This window comes from Methylophilus sp. UBA6697 (genome assembly GCF_002454655.1).
In the GTDB taxonomy this organism is placed as follows: Bacteria; Pseudomonadota; Gammaproteobacteria; order Burkholderiales; family Methylophilaceae; genus Methylophilus.
Map to the genome: position 1 here is coordinate 43,870 of NZ_DKJH01000042.1, position 22,521 is coordinate 66,390.

21 protein-coding genes are annotated in these 22,521 nt (G+C 51.3%); 8 read left to right on the top strand and 13 right to left on the bottom strand.

Translation table 11 applies throughout. The features are described from left to right. The first annotated feature begins 70 nt into the window (after nucleotides 1-70). The 4 genes from B3355_RS11160 to B3355_RS11175 all read left to right on the top strand — a co-directional run bounded on the left by B3355_RS11160 (nucleotide 71) and on the right by B3355_RS11175 (nucleotide 2,884). The gene (locus B3355_RS11160; RefSeq protein ID WP_292783833.1) at nucleotides 71-1,072 is read left to right on the top strand and encodes an NADP-dependent oxidoreductase; all 1,002 of its coding nucleotides are present in this window, start codon (nucleotides 71-73) and stop codon (nucleotides 1,070-1,072) included. Nucleotides 1,073-1,116: 44 nt separating this feature from the next. Continuing rightward, a complete protein-coding gene (locus B3355_RS11165) occupies nucleotides 1,117-1,944 on the top strand; it encodes an oxidoreductase (protein WP_292783836.1) in 828 nt (275 codons plus the stop codon). Between the two features lie 15 nt (nucleotides 1,945-1,959). Beyond that, nucleotides 1,960-2,343, top strand: a complete 384-nt coding sequence (locus tag B3355_RS11170) for a hypothetical protein (RefSeq protein WP_292783839.1) — start codon at nucleotides 1,960-1,962, stop codon at nucleotides 2,341-2,343. Between the two features lie 88 nt (nucleotides 2,344-2,431). Then, nucleotides 2,432-2,884, top strand: coding sequence for a YiiD C-terminal domain-containing protein (locus tag B3355_RS11175; RefSeq protein WP_292783842.1), 453 nt, complete (start codon nucleotides 2,432-2,434; stop codon nucleotides 2,882-2,884). Between the two features lie 13 nt (nucleotides 2,885-2,897). Here the strand turns inward: B3355_RS11175 and B3355_RS11180 are convergent, their stop codons facing one another. Together B3355_RS11180 and B3355_RS11185 are read right to left on the bottom strand one after the other, a co-directional pair. After that, nucleotides 2,898-6,611 (bottom strand): EAL domain-containing protein, encoded by a 3,714-nt coding sequence (locus B3355_RS11180; RefSeq protein WP_292783845.1) that lies wholly within the window; start codon nucleotides 6,609-6,611, stop codon nucleotides 2,898-2,900. Between the two features lie 205 nt (nucleotides 6,612-6,816). After that, nucleotides 6,817-8,010 (bottom strand): CynX/NimT family MFS transporter, encoded by a 1,194-nt coding sequence (locus B3355_RS11185; protein WP_292783847.1) that lies wholly within the window; start codon nucleotides 8,008-8,010, stop codon nucleotides 6,817-6,819. 217 nt (nucleotides 8,011-8,227) lie between these two features. On the opposite strand from B3355_RS11185, the gene xth reads away from it, so the two are divergent. After that, the gene (gene xth, locus B3355_RS11190; protein ID WP_029512298.1) at nucleotides 8,228-8,998 is read left to right on the top strand and encodes an exodeoxyribonuclease III; all 771 of its coding nucleotides are present in this window, start codon (nucleotides 8,228-8,230) and stop codon (nucleotides 8,996-8,998) included. Between the two features lies 1 nt (nucleotide 8,999). Here xth and B3355_RS11195 read toward each other — a convergent pair whose 3' ends face one another. The 3 genes from B3355_RS11195 to B3355_RS11205 are packed head-to-tail and all read right to left on the bottom strand — an operon-like array spanning nucleotide 9,000 to nucleotide 11,884. Next, on the bottom strand, nucleotides 9,000-9,950 hold the full coding sequence (locus B3355_RS11195) for a hypothetical protein (protein ID WP_292783850.1): 951 nt from the start codon (nucleotides 9,948-9,950) through the stop codon (nucleotides 9,000-9,002). A gap of 22 nt (nucleotides 9,951-9,972) precedes the next feature. Further along, on the bottom strand, nucleotides 9,973-10,395 hold the full coding sequence (locus tag B3355_RS11200; protein WP_292783853.1) for a DNA polymerase III subunit chi: 423 nt from the start codon (nucleotides 10,393-10,395) through the stop codon (nucleotides 9,973-9,975). 7 nt (nucleotides 10,396-10,402) lie between these two features. Further along, on the bottom strand, nucleotides 10,403-11,884 hold the full coding sequence (locus B3355_RS11205) for a leucyl aminopeptidase (RefSeq protein WP_292783856.1): 1,482 nt from the start codon (nucleotides 11,882-11,884) through the stop codon (nucleotides 10,403-10,405). An 88-nt stretch (nucleotides 11,885-11,972) separates the two neighbouring features. Here B3355_RS11205 and lptF point away from each other — a divergent pair, with 88 nt between their 5' ends. Then, complete coding sequence (gene lptF, locus B3355_RS11210; protein WP_047515147.1) at nucleotides 11,973-13,082, top strand: LPS export ABC transporter permease LptF; 1,110 nt, start codon at nucleotides 11,973-11,975, stop codon at nucleotides 13,080-13,082. Next, nucleotides 13,079-14,173 (top strand): LPS export ABC transporter permease LptG, encoded by a 1,095-nt coding sequence (lptG, locus tag B3355_RS11215; protein ID WP_019881140.1) that lies wholly within the window; start codon nucleotides 13,079-13,081, stop codon nucleotides 14,171-14,173. Before lptF ends, lptG begins: the two co-directional genes overlap by 4 nt. A gap of 9 nt (nucleotides 14,174-14,182) precedes the next feature. On the opposite strand, the gene B3355_RS11220 is transcribed toward lptG, so the two are convergent. The 3 genes from B3355_RS11220 to B3355_RS11230 are packed head-to-tail and all read right to left on the bottom strand — an operon-like array spanning nucleotide 14,183 to nucleotide 15,681. After that, nucleotides 14,183-14,590: an RDD family protein gene (locus B3355_RS11220; RefSeq protein ID WP_292783865.1), complete on the bottom strand. Its 408-nt coding sequence runs from the start codon at nucleotides 14,588-14,590 to the stop codon at nucleotides 14,183-14,185. A gap of 60 nt (nucleotides 14,591-14,650) precedes the next feature. Next, nucleotides 14,651-15,193 (bottom strand): formaldehyde-activating enzyme, encoded by a 543-nt coding sequence (fae, locus tag B3355_RS11225; protein ID WP_194740303.1) that lies wholly within the window; start codon nucleotides 15,191-15,193, stop codon nucleotides 14,651-14,653. A gap of 47 nt (nucleotides 15,194-15,240) precedes the next feature. Then, a complete protein-coding gene (locus B3355_RS11230; RefSeq protein ID WP_292783871.1) occupies nucleotides 15,241-15,681 on the bottom strand; it encodes a GNAT family N-acetyltransferase in 441 nt (146 codons plus the stop codon). Between the two features lie 101 nt (nucleotides 15,682-15,782). On the opposite strand from B3355_RS11230, the gene B3355_RS11235 reads away from it, so the two are divergent. Continuing rightward, nucleotides 15,783-16,163 (top strand): DoxX family protein, encoded by a 381-nt coding sequence (locus B3355_RS11235; protein WP_292783874.1) that lies wholly within the window; start codon nucleotides 15,783-15,785, stop codon nucleotides 16,161-16,163. Between the two features lie 65 nt (nucleotides 16,164-16,228). Here B3355_RS11235 and B3355_RS11240 read toward each other — a convergent pair whose 3' ends face one another. The 5 genes from B3355_RS11240 to htpX all read right to left on the bottom strand — a co-directional run bounded on the left by B3355_RS11240 (nucleotide 16,229) and on the right by htpX (nucleotide 22,502). Beyond that, nucleotides 16,229-17,491, bottom strand: a complete 1,263-nt coding sequence (locus tag B3355_RS11240) for a sigma-54-dependent transcriptional regulator (protein ID WP_292783876.1) — start codon at nucleotides 17,489-17,491, stop codon at nucleotides 16,229-16,231. A gap of 9 nt (nucleotides 17,492-17,500) precedes the next feature. After that, nucleotides 17,501-19,663 (bottom strand): sensor histidine kinase, encoded by a 2,163-nt coding sequence (locus B3355_RS11245; RefSeq protein WP_019881134.1) that lies wholly within the window; start codon nucleotides 19,661-19,663, stop codon nucleotides 17,501-17,503. A gap of 4 nt (nucleotides 19,664-19,667) precedes the next feature. After that, nucleotides 19,668-20,243 carry a DUF4390 domain-containing protein gene (locus B3355_RS11250; protein ID WP_019881132.1) on the bottom strand — a complete coding sequence of 192 codons (576 nt, stop codon included), beginning with the start codon at nucleotides 20,241-20,243 and terminating at the stop codon, nucleotides 19,668-19,670. Continuing rightward, entirely contained in the window at nucleotides 20,221-21,510 is a 1,290-nt protein-coding gene (gene rsmB, locus B3355_RS11255; protein WP_292783881.1) for a 16S rRNA (cytosine(967)-C(5))-methyltransferase RsmB, read from the bottom strand. Before rsmB ends, B3355_RS11250 begins: the two co-directional genes overlap by 23 nt. 119 nt (nucleotides 21,511-21,629) lie before the next feature. Then, on the bottom strand, nucleotides 21,630-22,502 hold the full coding sequence (gene htpX, locus B3355_RS11260; RefSeq protein ID WP_292783884.1) for a zinc metalloprotease HtpX: 873 nt from the start codon (nucleotides 22,500-22,502) through the stop codon (nucleotides 21,630-21,632). Nucleotides 22,503-22,521 lie beyond the last annotated feature (19 nt).

The following is a 22,521-nucleotide window of genomic DNA, read 5'->3' on the forward strand; positions in this document are numbered from 1 at the left end:
GGTTTTTTTGGCTAAAAATATGACGATCATCATATTCATTAAAAAAGAATCATCATAAAAGGACAGCACGATGAGAGCACTTATCCTGAAACGCTACGGCAAATCTAATCAACTGGCATTTGCTGACATTGCAAAGCCCAACATACGACCTGACGAAATACTGGTTCAGGTGCATGCGGTAGGCTTAAACCCGATTGACTATATGATTCCCAAGGGCGCGTTCAAGCCGATACTTAAATTCAAGCTACCTGCGGTGATGGGCAGCGACCTGGCTGGCGTTGTGGTAGAGGTTGGGAGCCGTGTGACACGCTTTAAAACGGGGGATGCGGTCTATGCCAGCATTTTTGATTTAGGCACTGGATCCCTCGCTGAGTATGCTGTTGTTCCTGAAAGCGCTGCAGCCATCAAACCAGAAAAGCTAAATTTCATCCAGGCTGCCTCAATCCCCATGGTAGGGCTCACTGCCTGGCAAGCACTTAAAGAGCGCGCGCATATTCAGCCCGGGCAGCAGGTATTCATACCGGCCGGTTCCGGCGGGATCGGCACATTCGCGATCCAGCTAGCCAAATACTTGGGTGCCAAAGTGGCAACGACGACAAGCACAAACAATGTGGCATTAGTGCGACATCTGGGCGCGGATGAAGTCATCGATTACAAAACGCAGGCCTTCGAAAAATTACTACGTGGTTACGATGTGGTGTTAGGGACAGTGAGAGGCGATGGCATTGAAAAGTCACTGCAAACTCTCAAACCCGACAGCCGGGTGATCTCGTTAATTGGCCCGCCAGATGCGGCTTTTGCCAGCAAAAGGGGCATGGGGATTTTAATGAAACTGATCTTTAGCTTAATCAGCCACAAAATCATCAGGCTCGCAAAAAAACGAGACATTGAATACAGCTTTATGTTCGTGCATCCAGATGGCCAGCAACTGTCTGAAATCGGCAAATTGCTTGATGCGGGGCATATTCAGCCCGTGGTCGATCAGGTCTTTTCGTTCGACAAAACCACAGAGGCTCTCGCTTATTTAGAGGCCGGTCGAGCCAAGGGAAAAGTAGTTGTCAGCTTGATTTAAAGCCAGTTTTGACCAATTTTTAGTATCAATCAAGGAGATATAACATGAAAAGTAAAGTTGCGATTGTGACAGGCGCTTCATCGGGAATCGGCGCAGCGACGGCGGAGATGCTGGCTAACGCGGGTTATAAAGTATACGGGACCAGTCGCAAAGGGGCGCAGTCTAACCAGCGCGCTTACAAAATGATTGCCTTAGACGTGAATAGTGAGGCCTCTATACACGCGGCCTTGAAGGAAGTGATGCAGACTGAAGGCCGTATTGATCTGGTGGTGAATAACGCCGGGTTTGGTGTCGCAGCGGGTGGTGCTGAAGAGAGCTCGGTAGAGCAGGCGAAAAGTATTTTTGAAACTAATTTTTTTGGCGTTGTGCGTGTAATACGAGCCGTTGTCCCTTATATGCGGCAACAAGGGCAAGGACGCATCATCAATATAGGCTCTATTCTTGGTTTAATCCCAGCACCATACATGGCGACTTATGCGGCGAGCAAACACGCGATTGAAGGCTACTCAGAATCGCTAGACCATGAACTGCGCACCAGGGGAATCCGCGTATCAGTGATTGAACCTGCTTACACTAAAACCAATTTTGAAGCGAATGCCCCAGAAGTCGACACCAAGATTGAAGCGTATGACGTTGCCCGGAAAGCACTGGCAAAGATCTTAAAATCGGCAGTAGAAGACGGGGATGATCCCAAAGTGGTTGCCAAAGTGGTATTGAAAGCAGCTAATGCCAAGCATCCTAAAATACGATACACGTCAGGGAAATTAGCTTGCCGATTAAGCTTTTTACGGAGATTTGCACCTACAGCATTGGTTGATAAAGGGATTCGTCAAGAAATGAAGTTGGACATACTCGACAAAATAGCTGACTAAAGACAGGCCTTGATCATGCATTTATCTTTTCACTCTCTTGCACTATTCACGGCTGCTTTATTTTTGCTACTCGCCATCATATGGATGCTTGCCCCCACCAGGCTTTTAGCCGCGTGGGGAGTCGGCTTTTCAAATACTGCGGGACTGGTCAGCAGAAGAGCGGCGGCACTCTATGCGGGTATCGCCTTGATGTTTTTTCTGGCGAGGAATGCAGCGCCATCCGCCACCAGCGATGCCCTTGTCTATGGGCTAATAGCTACATGCATGATACTGGCTTTATTGGGGATTTATGAGTTTGCAAAAGGCAGGGCAAACAAGGGGATTCTGACTGCAGTTTTGATTGAGGTCGCGTTATGCCTGTTGTTTTTACTGCCTATGTCATTGAGCGACCTCGTATAACCTCTCAGCATCACGTCCAGACATATCACTTACCTTGAAATAGATTTACTATCGGCAGATCTATGTAGGCATGTATAAGGAAAGCTCAATGACCATACTTGAAGCGACATTTGAACAGAAATTGTTTGAGCTGATCCCGCAAACCCGGAATCTGGGTATCCATATCACACACATCGGGGATGGCGAACTGCAAGTAAGTGGCTCGTATGCACTCAATAAAAACCATCTGGACATTGTATTTGGTGGCAGCATTGCCGCCATTTCGATTACGACCGCCTGGTCATTGCTGCAACATAAAATACAGCAAGCTGGACTAACAGGCAGCCTGGTGATCAAGCAGCAGGAAATCAAGTTCTTGCTGCCAGTACATAGCGATTTCGAGTGTGTTGCCACCTTGCAATCGGTGGAGGACTGGCCGTTATTTCTAGAGAGTTATCGCCAGCGCGGGCGAGCAAAACTGATCATCAATGCGCACATTGTGTGCGAATCCAGAATCACGTCAACGTTTCAGGGGGTGTTTGTTTTATACCAGCCGAGCTGAGATCGCGCCAAGTTTAACTCGCCTGTAAAACAGCTTGATGCTTGGCAGACAGTGGCGGCTGGGCAACCCAGGCTTCAAACGCATCCAAGGCCAAAGGCCTGGTGAAATAATAGCCCTGGAAAATTTCACAATCCAGGTCCTTAAGCACATTGAGTTGTGCTTCAGTTTCGACGCCTTCGGCCAGGATTTCCAACTGCAAGCTTTGCGCCAGAGAAATGATGGCATTGACGATGCTTTCATGGTCATGGCCATTGAGCATATCGCGCACAAAGGACTGGTCAATTTTCAGTTGGTCAAACGGCAAGCGCTTCAGGTAAGACAGCGAAGAATACCCCGTGCCAAAATCATCCAGCGAGAAGCAGACACCGAGTTGCTTGAGGGCAGCCATTTTGGCAATGATGTCCTCGACATTATCCACCAGCATGCTTTCTGTCAGCTCCAGTTTGAGATTGCCGGGGTCTATGCCTGTTTCAGCGAGCATATGCTGCACCTCTGTCACAAAGTCAGGCTGCAAATATTGCTTGGGGCTGACATTGACCGAAAGCACCAGGTGACGTAATTGTGGATGGCCTGCCCAACGCTGCAACATGCCACAGGCTTCCTGCAACACCCAGCGGCCTAGCTCTACAATCTGGCCGGTATTTTCTGCCAGACTGATAAATTGCCCGGGCATAATGACACCGTGGTCAGGGTGTTCCCAGCGCACCAGCGCTTCAGCGCCGACGATATCGTGTTTCTGATTGTATTGCGGCTGAAAATGCAGAATGAATTCCTGCTTCTCTATCGCTGTGTGCAAATCGGCCTCCAGCGCGGCGCGTTGACGCAGTTCGGTTTCCATTTGGGTATCAAAAAACTGATAGCCATTACGTCCGGCTTCTTTGGCTTTATACATGGCCATGTCTGCCCGGCGCAGCAGTTCGTCCGTTTGGCTCATGTGTTCCGGGTCAAACAGCACTACACCGATGCTGGGCGTGGTGTAATGCTGGTAATGCCTGAGGTTAAACGGTTTTTTAAAGGCTGCCACAATCTTTTCACACACACGTCTGGCCTGCTTCTCTGCCTGCACGGCATCATGATGCAAACTATCCAGCACAACTACAAATTCATCTCCGCCCAAGCGGCTCACGGTATCCAGGCGTCGCACCGATTGCCTGATGCGCTTGGCCACTTCGACCAGCAAGGCATCACCCACATCATGGCCGTGCGTATCATTGAGCGTTTTAAAGTTGTCGATATCGATAAACAACAAAGCGCCGCCCGTTTCCTTGCGCATGGCTTTGCGCACATGCGAAGCCAGTTTTTCCTGTAACAGCATACGGTTGGGCAAGCCGGTCATGGTGTCGTAATAAGCCAGCTGGCGGATTTGCGCATCGGCCTGTTTTCGCTCGGTAACATCCCTGAGCACCGCCACCCAATGCGTGACCAGGCCGCCTTTATCCAGCAATGGCAGCGCATCCATTTCAAGTGAAATACCGACACCGTCCTGATTCACGGTCACCACCTCGGTTTTGACCGGGCGCATGTGCTGAAAGGCATCTTTGATCCGCTCAAGTTCACGCCCTGGCGTCGCCTCCTGAAACAACTCAAAGGGGGAAATGCCGCCTAGCAAATCCACTGAGCGGCCGGTAATGCGGATAAATGCCTCATTTAAAAAAACGATTTTTTGCTGCATGGGCGCATGCAGCGGCGATTCGGTAATCATCACAATGTCATTGAGCCTGGAGACACCATTTCGCAATAAATGTAGCTGCTCGTCTGACTGCTCACGTTCAATCGCCAGCCCGAGAATTTGGGCGTAGCTGTCGATAAAGTCCAGCTCAGCCACTGGTGGGCTATGTCGCTGCTGGCGATACATGGCCAACACGCCCAGCACACGACGGCTGCGCGACAAAATAGGCATGGTCCAACAGGCGCGCAACCCATGGGTAATCGCCAGTTCGCAGCATTGCTGCCATAACGGGTGTGTGCTGATGTCTTCGGCAATTACGCGACCTTCTGTGAGCGCAGCAATGCCGCAAGCCCCTAATTCGATCCCATCAATGGCTTTTGCATACGCGGCCGGCAGCCTGGCAGAAGCCGTGTGGCGCAAATGCTGGCCTTCTTTATCCAGCAACAGCATCGCACAACTGACATCCGCAAACTGCTGTTCAATTAACAATACAGCCGCATGCAAAATATCTGGCAACGCCACATCAGCCAGCATCATGGCCTGAATTCTGTCCTGCCCCTGTTTGATGGCTGCGAGTTGTTTGTGCGCGGTGATGTCTTGCAGTGAGCCTTGCAGTTTGACAATCTTACCTTCGCCGTCGCGCACCGGCCGCCCCATGGCACGTACCCAAAAGCGACGACCATTGGCAGTGATCTTTTCCATCTCCAGGTCATAAGGGACGCCTTCATCGACACACTGTCGAATCGCGCTACACATCAGTGCCTGGTATTCAGGCACAAACATGCTCAAGCCCTCCTCAACGGTCGGCGAGTAACCTGGCGGCATTTCATGCAAAATGGCCACCTCGTCTGACCAATGAATCAGGTTGGTTTTAAGGTCTATCACCCAGCCACCGATTTTCGCCACACTACCAGCCACTTTGAGCAGATACTCGGCCTGGGTACGGCGATCAATTTCATTTTGCAGTGCCTGGGTACGCAGAACCACCTGTCGCCTGATCTGCAAGTTCCACAAAAAAGTGACGCCTAATACCAGTAACAGAATGGCTACACCGCGCGTGAGCCAGAGCATATAGGGACGCTTCACCAACACATCCCCCTGATAAACAAAGCCTTTCAGATTGTATTGCGCAGGAATCAGCCCCAGCTCGGCAAACGTGCTGGCAATCGCATCCCAACGATCTTCATTCATATGCCCCCAGGGGACCACTTCTGATAACACATACGGCACCATTAAACTGGCTTCCTGCATCAGCGTTTGCTTGGTGATGCCTCGTTTTGACACCCCGGGCAATCTGGCAATTTGCGCGACCATCGCCTCTTTGTGATTGAATGCGTATGCCCAGCCTTTTTTTGTGGCTCGCAAAAAAGCTTCTACGCGCTCGGGATGCATAGCCAGTTCACGCTCGGTCGTGAATAAAATATCACCGTAAAAATCCACCCCATAGCCCTGATTGCTAATGATGGCGGGCGAGTACCCCATCTGTTGCAATTGCACTGGCTCATCCATGGCATAGGCTGAAATCACATCAACCTTGCCCTCAATGAGGTCTTGCAAATGCCAGCTATGCGGCAAGATAGTCATCTGCCTGATATCAATATTTTGTTTGAGCAGCATGGCTTTAAACTGCAAACCACCTTGATCGCCTGACATCATGATACGTTTGCCGATCAAGTCTTCAGGTTGGTATATGCCGCTTTCATTCAAGCTGAGCAGCACATAAGGGGAATGCTGAAAAACGGCGGCCAGCGCGACCAGAGGTTTACCAGAAATACGGGAAACCAGGATTTCGGAATCACCAATCGAGTAATCTGCCTGGCCAGACAAGACTTGCTTTAAAGGCGGCTTATCCTTGCTGCCCTCAATAATCTCGACATCCAGGCCTTCATCACGGTAATAGCCTTGTTGCTGGGCAGCGTAATACCCTGCAAACTGAAACTGGTGACGCCACTTGAGTTGTAGCTTGATATGCTCGGATGCAACGGCAACAGTAGCAAGCGCCAGGCACAACCATGCCAGCAGACATTTGCATAATGTAAGAGTAAATCCGCGCTTCATGAATATCCGAACAACGTGAAAGAAACATGAGATTGGCCGAAGGCAGCCAATCTTATCCAACTATGTTTATACCGTACGACGGGCCGATCACATTAAGCAAACAGACAACAATTTATAGCTGTATCAATCGAATTGACAACTATGTTATTTCAGCCCCAGCAAAGGCCCATGCTAAAGCATGATGGCGTGATGAAGATAAGTGGTCTCACGCGTGACCGGGCTTGAGAGTAAATGAAAGCAATAGCATCACACACGACACCAGGCATAGCAACAGAAAACCACTATCGAAGTGACCACTCACATCACGCATATACCCAACAATAAAAGGGCCACAGGCAGCGATCAAATAACCAACCGTTAATACGAACGCATTCCAGCGATTGGCCGCATCCGGACTATGCGTGTGATCCAGCGGTAAGGTCATGGCCAGCGTAAATGCTCCGCCGAGGCCAAACGCGGTCAAAGGCACCCAAAGCCACGGCCAAGCACCAGGCGTAGCCATGCCTGCCAGCCCAATGGTAGATAGCAGCGAGCATCCCGCAAGCCAGCCACGCCTGTCAAGTTGGCGGCTATACATGCCAACCACCGGGCTAGCCAGCATGAAGCAAAAGGTAAAACTGGCCAGCACCGCCCCTGCCTCTGCGGCAGGCATGCCAGCCTCCTGGTACCTGGCTGCAGTCCAGGTGAGGATGGCGTAAAACAGGAAATTAACGCAGGCAAAAAACAAGGCAATCATCCAGGCAACAGGGGTGCGCAAAGGCAAGCGTGGTGCGACGGCCTCTATAGCTAATGGCTCACTTACCTGCCGCGTCGTGACGGATTTTCGAATCACGAGCCACCAGGCAACGATGGCAATGGCCGCGAATGCCGCCCAAACCCCGGTTGCCAGGCGCCAGCCTGCAAACTGCAATATCCAGCCAGTCAGCCCGGCCGACAAGGTGCTACCCAATGACAAAGCAGTCGCATAAATGCCCATGATTAACGCTGCTCGATTGGCAAAGCTGGCTTTGACGATGCCTGCAAACATGGCGCCTGCCACCGCAATACCGGCACCCACCCCGACCGTGGCTCCTAATAATAAGACACTGCCACAAGAGTAAGCGCGCACTAACATTGAAATACTCAGCACACTCAAAGCCACCATCAACACTTTATTAACGCCAAACCGGCGCACCAGCCACGGTGTAGGTAAAGCCAACGCCCCCATTAATAGATCAGGAATCGCCGTCATCATCGAGGCCACTGCATGGCTCAATTGAAATGTCTCTATGATGGCAGGCAAGGCAGGTCCCATGGAAACAATTCCCGGCCGCAGGCTTATCGCCACTAGCACAATAGCCACCACCAGCCACCACTCACTTCTGGAGAAACCTGCGCGGTTCCCTTTGCTGCTGTTCATTTTTTGCTCCCGCTATCAAATCATGCAAACGTCACTGTAACGGGGAGTACGTGATTGAAAAATACGCCATTTGTCTGATATGTGGCAGATCACGCAATCAACATGGTCATCAGCCACGGTGTGGTGATTGACGGCATGGTTAAAAGAGTCGTGTAAAATGCGTGTGAACCTCAGGCGCATACAGCGCCTTTCGCCAAATCATTTATGGAGAATATTGTTGAAACTGGCTACCTGGAACGTCAACTCACTGACTGTACGCTTGCCACATGTGCTGGACTGGCTGGCCGCCAACCAGCCGGATGTATTGTGCCTGCAGGAAACCAAGCAGGAGGACAGCAAGTTTCCTTATGCCGCCTTGCAAGAAGCCGGGTTTAACGCGGTCCATAATGGTCAGAAAACCTACAATGGCGTGGCGATTATCAGCCCGCATCCACTCAACGATGTGCACCTTGACCTGCCAAATTTTGCCGATGAGCAAAAGCGCATTATTGCTGCCACGATACAAGGTGTGCGTGTGATTTGCGCGTATGTGGTCAATGGCCAGGCGCTGGATTCAGATAAATATCAATACAAGCTCAACTGGCTGGCCGCCTTGCAGAACTGGGTCACGGATGAGTTAAAGCAACACGAAAAACTCGCCTTGTTGGGGGATTACAATATTGCACCGGATGATAGAGATTGCCATGACCCGGTTGCCTGGGAAGGGCAAGTGCTGGTGAGCCAGCCAGAACGGGACGCGTTTCAGCAGTTATTAGCGCTGGGATTACACGATAGCTTTCGCCTGTTTAACGACGAAGCCGGGCAATTTAGCTGGTGGGATTACCGGATGGCCGCCTTCCGCCGCAACATGGGCATGCGCATAGACCATATTCTGGTCAGTGATGCCTTACAAGCCCTGTGCCAGAGCTGTGTGATAGACAAGGCACCGCGTAAACTGGAGCGCCCCAGCGATCATACACCGGTCATGTTGACACTGACCAACGCATAAGTTAAATCGTGGGCATCACAAACTTGATGCCCTGTAATACTTCCAGAATACGTGACTTGAGGCGTTTGTTCATTTCAGCCTCCATTTCCTGCAGTTGTGTCGCCACCGCCGTTGCGACCAGTGCAGCTACTTTCTCCTGCAAAACCGGCTCTGATGCAGCAAGCTCAGTTTGCATACCCTGTTTAAACTCAGCCATTTGGGCTGCATTCAACTCGGTAAACGCCTCTTGCAGCGACTGCTTGTAGTCTGCAACCAGCGTGGTGGCAGCCGATGCCTGGCTATCAGACAAGGTTTGTTTATTCGTTTCTTGCAATTGTTGCAAATGCTCGACCAGGCCTTGTTCGAGTTGTTCACGCAAGGATTGCAGGCGACTCTCCATTTGCGCCTGCTGCGCATCTACCAGCGGGGACAGCGTCTGACCCAACCATTGCTGACTGGCTTTATCCACCGTGTCACGCACGGTTTGTTCGGTGGCCGCCAGCAATTGCTGCTGGGTTTGCCCTAACTGCGACAGCTTTTCCTCGACCGCTTGCAATTGTTGTTGGAGATTGCTTTCCAGTGTGGCCTGAAACGATTGCTCACTCGACTGTATCTGCGTTTGCTGCGTTTCAGTCAATTGCGTCACTTGCTCTTCAAATGCCTGCAACTGCTGCTTGCTGACATTGCCCATCGCCTCACGGAAGGCTTGTTCTATCGCCTGAATGCTATCACCGACCTGCGATTGTGCCTTCGCCAGCACCTCTTGTTGCAGTGTGTTGGCATAATCGGCAAGAGACTGCTGCCCGGCAGCAAAAGTATCCGTGCTCTTGTCAGCCAGTTGTGCCGTCACCAGTTGGGTGATTTCCGGCAACAACGCCTGTTTAAGCTGCGCAACCAATTCATCCATCTCGATAGCCGGTGCCGCCGTTTTCTGAACGACTTTGGTTAATACCGGAATTTCTGAAATATCCACACCATCCCCTTTGCAAGGCTTGTTATTGCGTTTGCTTATTCATGTGCTGAATCTCGTAACCACGGTCACGATAAAATGCCCAACGTTGCCGCCCGGCAATTTTGTCAGCCTCTTCGGTACTGATCAACTCGAACACATGCCGAAAGCGACTGAAAAATTTAGGCAACTCTGCCTGGCAATTAAACAGCAAATCATCCTGACGAATCTGCTCCGGCTGCCAGGCCAATTGCACTGGCGTCAGCGCGGCATTCTCGGCATCAGCCAATGCATTTGGCAAAAAGCTGTCCGCTCCTTGCTGCCACAGCTGATCACCCAGCCTTTGTGCCTGTTCACGGTCTGGCACATAAATGGTCACACGACGTTGTCGTGACAATGCCTGACTCACCAGATGCTGTATCAACGCTGGCGGGTCAGTGACATCAGTGTAAAAACGAATTTTGGTCATGACGCGCTTATTTGGCGGCTTGTTCCAGCAAATAAGTCACTAGCAATGGCACTGGACGGCCCGTGCCACCTTTTTCTTTGCCAGATTTCCAGGCCGTGCCTGCGATATCCAGGTGCGCCCAGTCATATTTCTTGGCAAAGCGTGACAAGAAGCAAGCGGCAGTAATACTGCCCCCAGCACGACCACCAATGTTGGCGATATCGGCAAAATTGCTGTCCAGCTGACCTTGGTAATCGTCCCATAATGGCATTTGCCAGGCGCGGTCATTTGCTTGCTCGCCAGCAGCCAGCAAGGCTTTGGCTAAGGCGTCATTATTGGCAAACAAACCACTGACATGGTGCCCCAACGCAATGACGCAGGCACCGGTCAAGGTGGCAATATCAATCACTGCCGCTGGCTCAAAACGCTCGGCGTAAGTCAGCGCGTCACACAAAATCAAACGGCCTTCTGCATCGGTATTCAGCACTTCAATGGTCTGGCCAGACATACTGGTTAATACATCCCCTGGCTTAGTCGCCCGGCCACTCGGCATGTTTTCACAAGTCGGAATCAAGCCCACCACATTCAGTGGCAGCTTCAACTCGCCCAAGGCCTTAAACACACCCAGCACAGAAGCAGCACCGCACATGTCATACTTCATTTCATCCATGTCAGCACCCGGCTTCAGTGAAATGCCACCGGTATCAAACGTAATGCCCTTGCCTACCAGCACCACTGGTTTTTGCGATTTCTTGCCATGCAGATGCTGCAACACAATAAAGCGTGGCGGCTCTTCACTGCCTCGGGTCACGCCCAGGAAAGAACCCATATTGAGCTTTTCAATCGCGGCCTGATCCAGCACCTCTACTTTAAAGCCATATTCTTTGGCCAGTTTCTCAGCCTGCTTGCCCAGATAGCTCGGCGTGCAGATATTCGGCGGCAAATTGCCCAGGTCTTTGGCCAATGCCACGCCTTGTCCCAAACTATGCCCCTGGCTGACACCCGCTTCGACGGACGCCTGATCAGCTTTTTCCGCCAGTAAGATCACGTGTTTAAGTGGATGCGGCTCAACAGACTTCTCTTTCACCGCATTTACTTTATAAGTGGCATCCAACACAACTTCTGCCAAAGCAGCCGCTTTTTGCTGCACGGTTATTTTTTTGATACTCAGGCTGGCAAAATCTGTCGCCACACTCTCGACGCCAGCAGGCAATGCTTTCACTGCTGCACGGAAGCTGTTACGCAAGCCTTTCAGACTCGCATCGTCCGCCTTACCCAAGCCGACCAGCATGACTCTCGGTGCCTCCACGCCAGAAAGCTGACGCAATAACAGGGTGCTACCGGTTTTACCTTCCATATCGCCGGATTTCAGTGCGGTTGCAATGGCCTTTTCGCTCACCGTATCCAGCGCTTTAGCCAAATCCGTCAGTTTTCGACCTTCATAAATGCCGACCAGCAAACAATCCGTACGCAATTTTTCCGGGGCAGCGCTTTTTATGCTAAATTCCATCTTTATCCTTTGTGATTCCATGCAATTTGCCTGAGTAATGGTTGTATTATCTAGTGTTTTATGCTGATTTCAAAGCGGTGCATTTAAATTGAAAATATTCAAACGTGCATTGTCCGCAGAGCTGATGTCCTCAGCGTCTGCCATTTTCCTGATTATCCTGGGTATTGTCGTGGCGCAACGCGCCGGTAACATCGTGCGCCAGGTTTCCAGGGGCATTTTACCCAATGATGCCATCGGCACTATCCTGACCTTTAGCCTGGTGCAATTTATGCCCATGATGCTGTCGCTCGCCATTTTCTTGGCCGCACTGCTGACCCTGACACGTTGGCACCGTGACTCTGAAATGGTGATCTGGATGAACGCCGGGCTGAGTTTGCGTCAATGGGTACTGCCAATTTTGCGTTTCATTGCCCCCCTGGTGCTGATCATCAGCGCGTTTAGCCTGGTGATTGTCCCCTGGGCCAACGATAAAGCAGACAGCTATCGTGCACAGCTAAAAAAACGGGACGAGTTATCTTCGATCAGTCCAGGCAGCTTCAAAGAGTCCAACAATGGCGAACGCATCTATTTTATCGAGAGCTTCGATAAGCTGGGCTACGAGGTCAAAAACATCTTTGTACAATCCAAGCAAAATGGCAAAACCGGCATTATCACGGCCAATAGTGGCAGTCGCTATAAGGCGCCCAATGGTGATAATTTCTTACGCATGGAGCACGGCAGGCGTTACGAAATTACGCCCAATACGCTAGAGGTAATGACTACCGAGTTTGAGCGCTACGACATCCGTGTAGAAACCAAGGAAACCGCACCGTCATCCAGCACAGCGCAAACCAGGTCCACCCAATCGCTGATTAGCGGTGCGACTGCAGCTGACCATGCAGAACTGCACTGGCGGCTGGCGATGCCCATTTCAACCATTGTCATGGTATTGCTGGCTATCCCGCTCAGCTTTGTCGACCCACGCGCCGGGCGCTCGCTGAATATCATGTTTGCCATCCTGATATTCATTATCTACAACAATATGCTGAGTATCTTCCAGGCCTGGATCACCCAGGGGAAAATCTCCGTTCTCATCGGTTTGTGGCCTGTGCACTTCAGCTTCGCCCTGCTTGGCTGGTATCTCTACTATCGCCGCAAGCACCTCAAGCCATTAATTCCTGACTGGTTTAAACGCCGGGCCAAACGCGCAACAACATGACGCTGACTATCCTCAATCGTTACTTCTGGAAAGAAATCAGCTTCAACATCATGCTGGTGTTGCTGGGTTTGCTCGCCATGTTCTCTTTCTTTGACCTGCTGCAAGAGCTTGATAGCCTTGGCCGTGGGCACTACGGCATTAACAGCATGCTGATTTATGTCGGCCTGAGCATCCCCGGGCACATTTATGAAGTCGCGCCCGTGGCTGTGCTCTTAGGGATAGTCTATACCCTGGGTGCCATGGCCTCGAGTTCAGAACTGATCGTGATGCGTACCAGTGGCATTTCTTTGCAAATGATTGCCAAAATGCTCTTAAGCATTGGGCTGGTATTTGCACTCATCACTTTTTTGATTGGTGAAATCATTGCGCCAATCAGCGAAAAAATGGCGCAACGCATCCGTATCCAGGCCACCGACTCGGTGGTGGCGCAGGATTTCCAGTCCGGTTTATGGATCAAGGATGGCAGCAGTTTTGTCAATGTTGCCACTGTCATGCCTGACACCAGCCTGGTGGATATTCGTATTTATGATTTTGACGCACAATTCCGCTTGCGTAATATCAGCCACGCCGACAAAGGCTACTTTGAAGATGATCACTGGGTGCTGTCGAATGTGACACAAACCAAAATGCACACCAGCAAATCGGCACAAAACAATTCCGTCACCTCGCAGTTTTTCAAGCAGACGAAATGGGAGTCGCTGATCCGGCCAGAGTTACTCAATGTACTGCTCGTGCTGCCAGAGAAAATGTCGGCCTGGAACCTGTACAGCTTTATCCAATACCTGCATCAAAACGGGCAACGTAGCACCCGCTACCAGGTCGCACTCTGGTCCAAACTGGTGTATCCATTGGCCTGCCTGGTCATGGTCGTGCTGGCACTGCCATTTGGCTTTTTGCAGCAGCGGGCTGGTGGCATCAGTGCCAAAATCTTTGCTGGCATATTCCTGGGTGTGGTCTATCAGATCATGAACCGCGTGTTTGTGCATCTTGGCGTGCTCAACGACTGGTCACCACTGGTCAGCGCCATCAGTCCCACGCTGCTCTTTTTAGCGGCTGGGCTCGGCATGCTTTACTACGTTGAGCGACGATAATACCAAGGCCTAAACCGGCGGCAATACAATAATACGTGAGCCTAACAGGCGGTCATGCAAAAACTGTTGTTCGCGGTCCAGCAATGCCCACCACAAGGTCAACCCGGCAGGTAATAGCAACACGCCGGCCAACACATAACGCATCACCGCTTGCTGCACATCGAGCAACTGCCCGTGCTGATCAACCACCTTCAACTTCCAGGTCTGACTAGCCAGGGTTTGTCCGGTTACCACCCAGCAACGCACAAAATAAGCCCCCATCACCAACCACAGCAAGGCCTGTAAGCCCAGCCTTTTCCAGCCATGACTGGCGTCCCCCAGCAACATGACATAGGCGGCTGTCAGTGCCAGCGCTAACGCCAACAGCAATAGCGCTTCATATACCACCGCCAGATACCGTTTAATTAAATACTTCATTGTTTTAAGTCCACATAACAAAAACCCCGCAATTGCGGGGTTAGGCAGAAAAAAGCAGGATTACTTTTGATCCCAGCTGTCTTCCCACATACAGTGTCTGATTTTGTGACGGTTAGCAATCAGTTCATCAATACTAGGCTCGTCGTTCAAAGCACGCTTCAATGCCAGCTTGATCGCTTCGTAGTTGTTTTTGTACAGATCAGCCTTGTCCAGGTTCGCTTCTTTGGCACAGCCCGGATCCACCCACAGCAATGCCACGATGCACAGATCGTTCACCAGCTCTTTAGGGATAATACCCTCGATCACGGCATCCGTAATGCCATCAGCTACACCTGCTTGCACCACGCCGCCGAACAATTCAATGTTCAGTGAGTCTTTCAAAGTTACTTTTGGCACCATCATGGTCGCTGGGCGTACCATCTGGTTAATATCACGCACAGCGAACATGGCCGTGTGACCTTTGGTCTGCGCCATCATGTTGGCAAATGCAGCGCCCACTGGGCCATCGACAGAACCGATCAAGATTTCCGGCATGGCGGCAGTAACGTCTTTACCTTCAGAAAACACGGTCGCTTCACCGGCTTTAAATACGATTTTTGACATGAGAATTCCTTTTATGTCTGCAAGTTGGAGAAAAACTTAAGCCGTAATTATACCAGTTCAAGTTGCATATCTATATGCAATATATCGGCATCACTGTAAGGCTCACTGCACACCTCAAAGCCCACTTGCTGATAAAAACCGACTGCATGCATTTGTGCCGACAGTCGAGCATGACTGACTTCCAACTGCTGGCAAACCTGTATGGCCTGCAGCAACAAGGCCTCCCCTACACCTTTTCCACGCCACGCTGCGAGCACGGCCATGCGGCCAATATGCCCGTCAGGCAAGACTCGGGCACATGCCAAGGATTGATCACCCTGGCATGCCAGCAAATGAATCGCAGTTGCATCAGCGGCATCCCATTCCAAGTCCACCGGCACGTGTTGCTCATCTATGAATACCATCTGCCGGATATGTCGGCATTGCGCCCACAAGGGATGATGTATATCCAGTCGATGGATACTGAGCTGAATACGTTGCACGGCCATCGCCACTCCGGATCAAATATCGCAATTGTACCTGTATTGCAATTGTAGTTAGCCGCAGGCATCATACGTCCTTTATTAAAAACAGGATTTGAGGAAAAGCTATGTGTCGTTTTCAAACCGCAGCGGCCAGAATTTTGCTGGGGCTGGTATTTTTTGGGGTGGTGATTTTAAAGTTGATGGCTATTCTGAATACACCTGATGGCTACCTGCAATATCAGATGACCCTGGGCCAGTTTGGGTTGCCAGCGGTGTTCGCCCCCTTGCTGATCCTAATTCAATTTGTGTTTGGCCTGTTATTGATCATCGGCTTTAAGACCCGTTTGTCAGCGCGTGTACTGGGCGTGCTGGCCGCGTTCATGGCCGTGATTCTGGCCCAGGCTTCACTGGACGCCTTCTTCGCCTATATGGGCATTGCCGGTGGCATGTGGCTGCTGAGCATTTACCCTGAAACGGCTTGCAGCCTGGATAACCGTAACAAATAATCTGCCACATAGATAGCAAAAAAGCCGGGCAATTGCACCGGCTTTTTGTTTGCTTGCAAATCAGGCTAGCCTTTGATTTTAATCCCCAGCTGCTTGAGTTTACGATATAAATGTGTACGCTCCAGGCCGGATATTTCAGACAAACGGCTCATATTATTTTTCACCAGACGCATGTGGTACTGAAAGTAAAAACGCTCGAACTCATCACGTGCTTCACGCAAGGGCTGATCAAGATTGAGCGGCATATGCTGCTCGGCGGACTCACTAGCCTGACCCTGAAAATTGGCCAGCACACGCTGCACATCGGTTTGTGTGATGGTATCGGCCAGGCTGGTCATCAACAGGTTCTGCACCACAGACTCCAGCTCATCCAGGTCACCCGGCCAGTCAGCATTGCGCAAGGCATTCAGGGCCGCGACATCAAACGATTTATAGTCAATCTTGCTGGCTTCCACCATCAAGGTCGCCATGGCACTCACCAGGTCAGGAATATCTTCCTTGTGTTCATCCAGACATGGCACTTTCACCGCAGCACCGGCCAGGGTTTGCAATAAAGACTGCTCCAGCATGGCTTTTTCAATCAGTTGCGGCAAACCATGCTCACTGGCACAAATCACGCGTACGCCATATTTCTCAGACTTATTAATCAGTAAGCTCAGGCCTTTTTGTTCAGTTTTGCCCAGCCTGGTGACTTCATCGACAAACACCACACCTTCGCGTGCCTGCTCCAGGATTTCCATCGGCGCAGTGACTAACTTCTCATACTCGGTGAGCGCCACCCACGGCGTGTTGTGCGGGCGCAGGAACTTGGCACATAAAGGCACACTACCGCCTTTTTTACCAATCAGGAACAAGGTATTTTTATGCCGTGCCAGTTGCTCAAGACGCTGCTTGAGCTCCTGAATCACCGCGCTTTTGCCAAAGCTGGACAGGTTGATTTCAGTGTGCGCGAGATGCTCGGTGTGTTTAATGGCTGCGCCCACGGTTTTGAGCAGCTTTTGCAACGCGATGGGTTTTTCAAGAAAATCAAATGCCCCGAGGCGCGTCGCCTCAACTGCGGTATCAATGGTGCCATGGCCGGACATCATAATGACCGGCATGGTCAGCAATCCGGCATTGGCCCATTCCTTAAGCAGGCTAATACCGTCGCAATCTGGCATCCAGATGTCCAGCAAGACCAGATCCGGGCGTAGCTTGAGACGTTCGTCCCTCGCAATCTGTGCGTTCTCTGCCAAGCGCACGACATGCCCTTCATCTCGCAAGATGTCGCTCAATAACTCCCTGATGCCTATTTCGTCATCGACCACCAAAATATTACGTGAAGCCATGGTACTTCCTTACACGATGCGCTCAACGCGCCGACGCTGTTGTTGTTTATCTACCGGCAAGCTGATGGTGACGCTGGCGCCCCCTTGTGGCAGATTGTCTATGCGAATCTGTCCACGCTGCTCTTCTATCATTTTTTTCACAATGGCTAATCCTAATCCTGTCCCGTGGGACTTGGTGGTGACATAGGGCTCGAACACCCTGGCCATCACATCGGTCGGAAAACCACTGCCGTTATCGGTCACGGTTAATTTTATACGCTCGCCATCATAATCGGTCAAGATAACAATGTGCGGTTCACTCACTTGTGTCAGGGCATCCTGTGCATTTTGCAGCAGGTTATGCAAAATTTGCCGCATCATAGTCGCATCGGCATGTATCTCTGGCAGTTGCTCATGCAACGTCAATACCAACTTGACTGCCGAAGCGTTATACAGGCGGCTGACATCACGAATTAAAGCATTTAAATCCAGTTTAACCAACTGCACTGCCGGCGTTCTGGCGTATTCACTAAACTCGTTGACCATGTTCTTCATGGCCTGCACCTGGTTGACGATGGTATCGGTCGACTTAAACAGCATTTCTGCATCTTTGCTATCCAGCTTGTCTTGCAATTTCAGCTGCAAACGCTCGGCCGAGAGTTGTATCGGTGTCAGCGGGTTTTTAATCTCGTGCGCCAAGCGCCTGGCCACTTCCGCCCAGGCTGCATCACGCTGCGCCTGCGCCATGGCGGTCACATCATCAAACACCACCACCAGACCGTGCCCTGCACCTTCCGGCAAGCGCGTCACCCGTAACATCAGTATCTGCGTACCATGCACGCCTTCAATGTCAATTTGGCTGGTCAGGTGCCGCTCATGATGGTCAAACTGCAAGGTATCTTCGTAGTGCTGCATCACCAGCTCGGTGAACGGGCTGAGATAGCTGTTTTCAGCAGCCACTTCGGTAAAAATCTTGTTTTTAAACCCGACCAGCGAAATACCCAGGATATTGGTGGCCGCCAGGTTATACACGCGTAGTTCTGCACGCTCATTAATGGTCATCACGCCTGAGCTCAAATGCGACAGAATCGCCTCCAGATAGGCACGTGCCGACTCTACGTGCTGGCGGCTTTGCTCGGAGGCATTTTTCGCTTCCTGCAACTGCCGCGTCATGCTATTAAACGACTTCACCAGCACACTGAGCTCGTCTTTACCAAACGAAGGCAGTTGTTGTGAGTAATCACCGCTGGCAATCAGGCGCGTCCCCTCCGCCAGTACGGTGAGCGGTTGCGCCATGCGACGGCTGAGGGCAAACGCGATGGTCAAGGCGCCCAGCATGGATAGCAACAGAATCATGGTCAGCGTCAGCATGAAAATATCTTTCAAAGACTGACGGCTATAAGACAGGGTTTGGTACTCGCGATAGACGTCCTGTACCGATTCTGCAGTGTTCGAGAGTGCTTTTGGTACAGGTTGCATCAATTGCAAAATACGCAGTTCGCCAGTAATTCCCAAAGGCTCCACTGGCGTCAGCACCCGCATATACAGGCCTTTGCCTGGGATGGGCTCAATTTTTCCGTAGACGCCACTCCGAGCCTGGCGTAACTGCGGCACCGAAGGCAGCTCAGGTAAGAAGCTGCTGGGATCAGAACTGCTCACGGCCAGAATGGCGCCTTGTGCACTGAGTAAAGCGGCATCCTGGATGCCTGCTTTCTCCCGCAAATCATTGATCTGGCTGTAATGGGAGCGCGCAGGCTGCAGCGATAGAGACACCGCCATGCTTTGCGCTTTTTCTTTCACATCCCCCAACATGATATCCAGTGCCCGCTGGCCCAAATTCAGGCCGCCATCCAGTGCAGACTCCACCTTAACGTTAAACCAGGACTCAATCGAACGTGAAAGAAAGTTTACCGATACCAGGTAGACGATCATGCCGGGGATGAGCGCCATCAGCGCAAAGGTCACTAACAACCTGAAGTTGAGTTTGCTGCCGACCTGTTTGGTTTTGGTAGTGCGGTAAAGATGGCGTAGCTGGTAAGCAATCACACCCAGCAATAACAAAGCCAGACCAGCATTGATATAGAGTAACACCAGGTAGTAATCACCGCTGATAGCGGTATTGGCACTGGCCAGCGACAGCAGATAAAGCAGGGCTGCTGCCAGCGCAATCGACAAAATCAGGACATAACGCATAACGTTAGCGCAGTGTTTCCTTCACCCACCAGCTAAACGTGGGGGTTACCAGCTCCCAGTCACTTTCGCCCAGGGCATCCAGTTGCAATGCTTTAGGCAGTTTGCTGGTATCCAGGTGCATCTTGAGCGCGGCCTGGTAGGGCTGATTCTTTTCAAGCGTGGCATGCGGCACGAGGCGCCAGTCATGGATCAGGCCCAGCTCACGTCTGGCCTCACCCAGGCTATCAAACACTTTTTGCTGTTGCGGATAGTTGAGCAGGTATTGTTTGGTGAGCGCATGATAATTCAGCGTCACGGAGCGGCGCTCAGTGACCACCTCGTCGTCAAACCAGTATTTGAGGGGTTTGATAATCTGGAACTCATATAAAAAAGTCAGTGCGACGCCTTTACTCAGCGCCTCTTCTAGCGCACGGCCAAACTGGATATCAATGTCCGCATCCAGTGTCCACACTTCATCCCGCAACACCAGCTCTGCACTACGGATATGCGCGTGATTACCACCAGCGACCGCCACCCAGGCGGTCAGGCTCAGCAATAGCGCGATCCATAACCAGCGACTAATGTTTTTGCAGGAGTGCATAAAACAATCCGTCATGCTCAGCGGTGGGCAATAACTGACCACCAACCTGATGCTGACAAGGTAATGTCGACACATCAAAGGCGACCGGCAACCTTGTCGCATCGGTGTGTGTGGTTAAAAATTGCTGAATTTGCATTTCGTTTTCTTGTTGGAATATCGAGCACGTCACGTAGAGCAATTTACCGCCTTTTGCCAGCATTTGCCACAAATTCGATAAAATTTCCTGTTGCGTACGGGCAAATGTTGCCAGATCCTGAGGCCGGCGCAACCACTTCATATCCACATGGCGGCGCACAATGCCAGAAGCACTACAAGGCACATCCGCCAGAATACGGTCAAACAACTGGCCATCAAACCAGCCTGACTGGGCAGCATCGCCTGTCACCACTTTGGCCTGCAAGCCCAATCGCTGCAAGTTCTCGTGCACGCGACGTAAACGTTCAGCTTCGACATCCAGTGACAATAACTCAACGTCACTGGTTTCCAGCACGTGGCAAGTCTTGCCACCGGGCGCACTACAGGCATCCAGCACACGCATGCCAGGTTGCAAATCCAGCAAAGGCGCAGCCCATTGCGCACCTGCATCCTGCACACTGACCCAGCCCTCTTCAAAAAACGGCAGTTTGCTCACCGGCAAGGGCTGCTGTAGCTGAATAGCGGTACCACCCAAATGATGAGCGGCTATCCCCGCTGTTTGCAACAACTGCATATAAGTCGCAGGGTCGGTCTTGCGCACATTCACGCGCAAAGTCATGGGTGGATGGCTATTACCCACTTCGAGTATCGTTTGCCAATCCTGCGGATATTGCTGTTTCAGGGTATCTATCCACCATTGCGGATAGTTAAATTGCACTTCTTCACGCTTGACGATGTGAGCTTGCAAATCCGCACGCTGGCGCAAAAAGTTGCGCAACACGGCGTTGACCAGACCTTTGGCCCAACGCTGCCCGGTTTTACCGGCCGCCTCTACCGCCTGGTTGACCACGGTAAAGTCATCATCTGTACTATGTAATAGCTGCGACAACGCCACCAGCAACAACGCGTTAACACGCTCATCCGTCACTGGTTTGGGCGTCAGTGCGTTGAGATACGCTGCAGCTTCGGCATAAAAACGTAACGTCAGATAACTGTAATCCTGCGCAGCGGCCTGTTGTTGCGGCGTCGCCAATTTGACCTTGCGCAATGCCTTGGGCATGGAAACAGTCAGGTTATGTCCGGCCAACACTTCGGCCACCGCATATGCGGCAATGAGCTGAGCAACTTGCAACGATAATCTCTGGGCAAAAAAAGCTATTCTACTTGATGCGCCTCGATTGCACAGTGAAAAACACGCGCAATAAAAAAGGCTTTCATCAGAAAGCCTTTTTCAAGTAAAAACATCAGCGGCTAATACTGGTTCGCCAATGCCATCAAACGGCGGATACGCTCTTCCGTTTGTGGGTGGGTACTGAATAGGCCAGCCAGGTCAGCACCAGACAAGGGGTTGATAATCATCATCTGCCCGGTTTCAGGATGTTGCTCCGCCGTCATGTTCGGAATCTGGTGCGCGTAGTTATGGATTTTTTCCAGCGCAGCTGCCAGGGCTTTCGGGTCACGGCTGATATCCGCCCCCATACGATCCGCTTCGTATTCACGTGAGCGTGAAATCGCCATTTGAATCAGCGAGGCTGCCAATGGTGCCAATACCATGATCAAAATACCGATCAGCGGATTAGGCCGGTCTTCGCCCTCACGATGGCCGCCACCAAACATCAGGCCAAATTGCGCAATCGATGAAATTGCCCCGGCTACTGTCGCTGAAATGGTCGAAATCAAGGTATCGCGGTTTTTCACGTGCGCCAGCTCATGCGCCATCACACCGCGCAACTCGCGCTCACTTAAAATCTGCATAATGCCAGTGGTCGCTGCCACCGCTGCATTTTCCGGATTACGACCGGTGGCAAAGGCGTTAGGCTGGCTTTCATTAATCACAAACACGCGCGGCATTGGCAACTCAGCACGTTCCGCCAGTTCTTTCACCATATTGAAATAATTGCGGAATTGGCCATTGCCAAAATTATTGTCAGCATTGATCTCTACCGCACCGTACATTTTCAGTACGGCCTGGTCACTGAACCAATAGGCATAAAAGTTCATGCCGCCGGCCAGCAATAAGGCCAGCAACATCCCGCCCTGACCACCCAAAGCCCCGCCCACGGCTACAAACAGAGCCGTAATGGCGGCCATTAGCACAAAGGTTTTGGTCCAGTTACCTAACATACTTACTCCTTGAATACAT